The organism is Bradyrhizobium sp. P5_C11_2, from assembly GCF_054049755.1.
In genome coordinates this window covers 1-1,972 of the sequence record NZ_JBFULT010000875.1, presented here as the reverse complement: position 1 = coordinate 1,972, position 1,972 = coordinate 1, and the positions used below count along the sequence as shown (strand labels likewise).

Below are 1,972 nucleotides of genomic sequence, written 5' to 3'. Positions count from 1 at the left end.
GTAGTAGTCCGAGCCGATCGCCGCCTGCTGATGCGCGCGATCGTAGAAATGCACGGTCACGCCCGTCTTTTCCGCCAGGAGCGTGCCATGCCGCTTCAGGGTTTCGTAATCGCCCGCGGCGTGGGCGCCGAAAAAGCGGCCGGTGAGCGCAAGACCCGCATCCAGCTTCTCCGTCTCGACCAGCATCTTCAGATAATCGAAGCTCTCGTTGCTCTCGCCGATCAGGCGCGAGAAGAGCGCCGGATCGATCCCCTTGATCGCGCCACCAACCACCAGCTTCTGGCCACTCGACACCATGCCGCCCGAACGCGTCGAGGCTCCCTCCCCGATCCGGTCACCGTCGATGACGACGACGGAGCGCCCGGCGCGCGCCAGATGGGTCGCCGCATTCAGCCCGGCATAGCCCGAGCCAATGACCACGACGTCGGCTCGCTGCGGCAGCGGATCGAGATCGGTCTCCGGTTCTGCGGCCTCCCACCAGTAGGGCGCGTCCTTGAAGTCCTTGGCGTAGATGTCGTCAAAACGAGGCATGATGTATTGGGCCTTCCGGCTCACCTTTCATTTTCATTGCACGTGGGCGCGCAGCGTGCGCCCAATCCCGACGAGTCGTCTGCACCGGTCCGGACGACATTCGCCCGCCCCGGTGATGCGATCAGAGAACCTGACCGAGGAATTCGCGAGTGCGCGGGTCTCGCGGATTGTCAAAGAGTTCTGCAGGCGGCGCACTCTCCACGATCAGACCATGATCGGTGAAACAAACGCGGTGCGAGACGTCCCGGGCGAACTTCATCTCGTGAGTCACGAGAATGCAGGTGAGGCCTTCCTCCACCAGTTCGCGGATCGCGAAGAGCACGTCCTTCACCGTTTCGGGATCGAGCGCAGCCGTCACCTCGTCGAACAGGATCACTTCCGGCTGCATCGCGAGTGCGCGGGCGATTGCCACGCGCTGCTGCTGGCCGCCGGAAAGCTGCCCCGGATAGCTGTCCGCCTTCTCCGACAGCCGCACCTTCTTCAGGAGCTTACGGGCTCGCTCCTCGACTTCGGCGCGATCGTGTCCGAGCACCTGGATCGGCGCCATCATGATGTTTTCCAGTGCCGTGCGGTGCGGAAACAGATTGTACTGCTGGAACACCATCGCCACCTGATGGCGCAGCGCCCGCATCTGCTTTTCCGACCTCATTTCATGCACTCGGTGTGCGCCGACCCGGACAAAGCCGTCGTCCACGGGAATCAGGCCATTGATGCAGCGCAGGACGGTGGACTTTCCCGACCCGGAGGGGCCGATAATGCAGACTGCCTCGCCCTTCTGCACGAACATCGAGATGCCCTTGAGAACTGGGACGTTACCGAAGGACTTGCGGACGTTATCGAGCTCGATCAGCGCGTCGATGCGGTTCACAGGCTTTCTCCCTTCACGGCACGCTCCCACCGACGCGCCACGGCAGCGATCGGATAGCAGTAGGCGATGAACAGGAAGAGGATGGTCAGATAGAAGTAGACGATCACCCGCTCGTTCTCCATGGCCAGCAAAGTATTCAGAATCGTCAGCACGTCCTGGATTCCGGTCACCGTGGCGAGCGCTGTCGCGATCATCAGCAGCGCGTAGAGATTCATCCAGCCTGGGATCATGCGCCGCAGCGCCTGTGGCATGATCACGTGGCGATAGATCTGGCCGGTGCCATAGCCGAGCGAACGTGCCGCTTCCCATTGGCCGCTGTGAATGGACTGAACGGCACCCCGGATCACCTCGGAGAAATTCGCCGCCGTCGGCAACGCAAGGCCGATCACGGCCTTCACGAATGGCGGGAACGGAATGGTCGCGCCGAAGACGTGCATCTCGAACGGCAGGAAATAGAGCGTCGCAAAAAGCAGAACGAGCCACGGTGAATTGCGCAGGAAATTCATCAGCAGAAAGGACGGGACCCGGATCGGTCCGAACCTGGCGAGCGTCGCAAGACCCATGATCGTACCG

Annotated in this window: 3 protein-coding genes; all 3 read right to left on the bottom strand. The window is 62.1% G+C overall.

What is annotated here, in order from left to right:
• On the bottom strand, window positions 1-531 hold a 531-nt coding region (locus ACXJL8_RS39750), incomplete at its 3' end, for an NAD(P)/FAD-dependent oxidoreductase (RefSeq protein WP_456686890.1).
• Between the two features lie 121 nt (window positions 532-652).
• Window positions 653-1,399, bottom strand: coding sequence for an amino acid ABC transporter ATP-binding protein (locus ACXJL8_RS39745; protein WP_456623322.1), 747 nt, complete (start codon window positions 1,397-1,399; stop codon window positions 653-655).
• A partial coding sequence (locus ACXJL8_RS39740) for an amino acid ABC transporter permease (protein WP_456686889.1) occupies window positions 1,396-1,972 on the bottom strand: 577 nt, incomplete at its 5' end. The genes ACXJL8_RS39745 and ACXJL8_RS39740, both read right to left, overlap by 4 nt.